The organism is Acetobacter senegalensis (genome assembly GCF_001580995.1).
GTDB classification, from domain to species: Bacteria; Pseudomonadota; Alphaproteobacteria; order Acetobacterales; family Acetobacteraceae; genus Acetobacter; species Acetobacter senegalensis.
In genome coordinates, this window is sequence record NZ_LHZU01000020.1 from 1 (window position 1) to 904 (window position 904).

At 63.7% G+C, this 904-nt stretch carries 2 pseudogenes; one reads left to right on the top strand and one right to left on the bottom strand.

What is annotated here, in order from left to right:
* Positions 1 to 293 (bottom strand): annotated as a pseudogene (locus AD948_RS17450) (peptidase M14); the annotation flags it as partial.
* A gap of 234 nt (positions 294 to 527) precedes the next feature.
* Between AD948_RS17450 and AD948_RS00125 the strand changes: the two are divergent.
* Positions 528 to 904 (top strand): annotated as a pseudogene (locus AD948_RS00125) (glycosyltransferase family 4 protein); the annotation flags it as partial.

Genomic DNA, 904 nt, shown 5'->3' on the forward strand with positions numbered 1-904 from the left:
CCACGGTGGGGGCGGATGTTCCGGGTGAGCAGATCGGCCAGAACATGCGCGCCGCTATATTCATTGCCATGCATCAGGGCCGTTAGCGCAACATGCGGGCCGGGGAGTGTGGCTTCAAAATGATGCACGCCCGCAATGCCACAATTACCCGCCGTCCATCGGGAGAGATCGGGCGGGGGCACGGCTATCCTGAATTGAGGCAATTGTGTCTGCGGCGGTGGCAAGGTTTCAGAGAGCGTGCGAACACGAATAACGCCCCGCTCCGGGTTATGGCGGCGGGACGCACAGCTCATGAGCGCGCAGGCTCCGGTGGGGTGCGCAGGCCACCCGCCATAAGGACGGAGTGCCGGGATATGAGCGGCATAGCTTGCCCCCACGCGCACGGGGAGGCAGCAAGAGGGGCGGTGCAGACAGGGCAGTTGCAATCAGTCACCATGGGGTGAGCAGTATTATCTGGCTTGCACATTGGCGCAATCCCTCCGTTTTCAGGGGTAGGCGGTCTGATACGTTTCTGACACAATGGAAGAGTGACGTCCGACCTGCATCTTTTTCATCGCCTGTGGCGCCTGTTGCCAGTGGAAAGCCGCCGTCGGGCGCTGGCTGGCATGACGGCAAAGCTGGCCCCCAAAGCAACCTGGCCCGCCCCTGCGTGTGATGGCCGGATGCTGGTGGCTGGCGAGATTGGCAGGGGGTCGGGATTAGGGGAAGGCGCACGCCTTCTTCTGCGGGGGCTGCAAGCCCACCATGTGCCGACTGAGGCTGTTGAGGCCGGGTTGCTGGCTCCACGTCCTGTTGCCGCGCAGGTGCCGTTTCTGGCGGAAAAACAGGCCGCTCTTCTGCTGCATGTCAACAGCCCGCAAACGCCAGCCGCGCTGCTGCGGCTGGGCCGTAAAGCGGTGCGGGG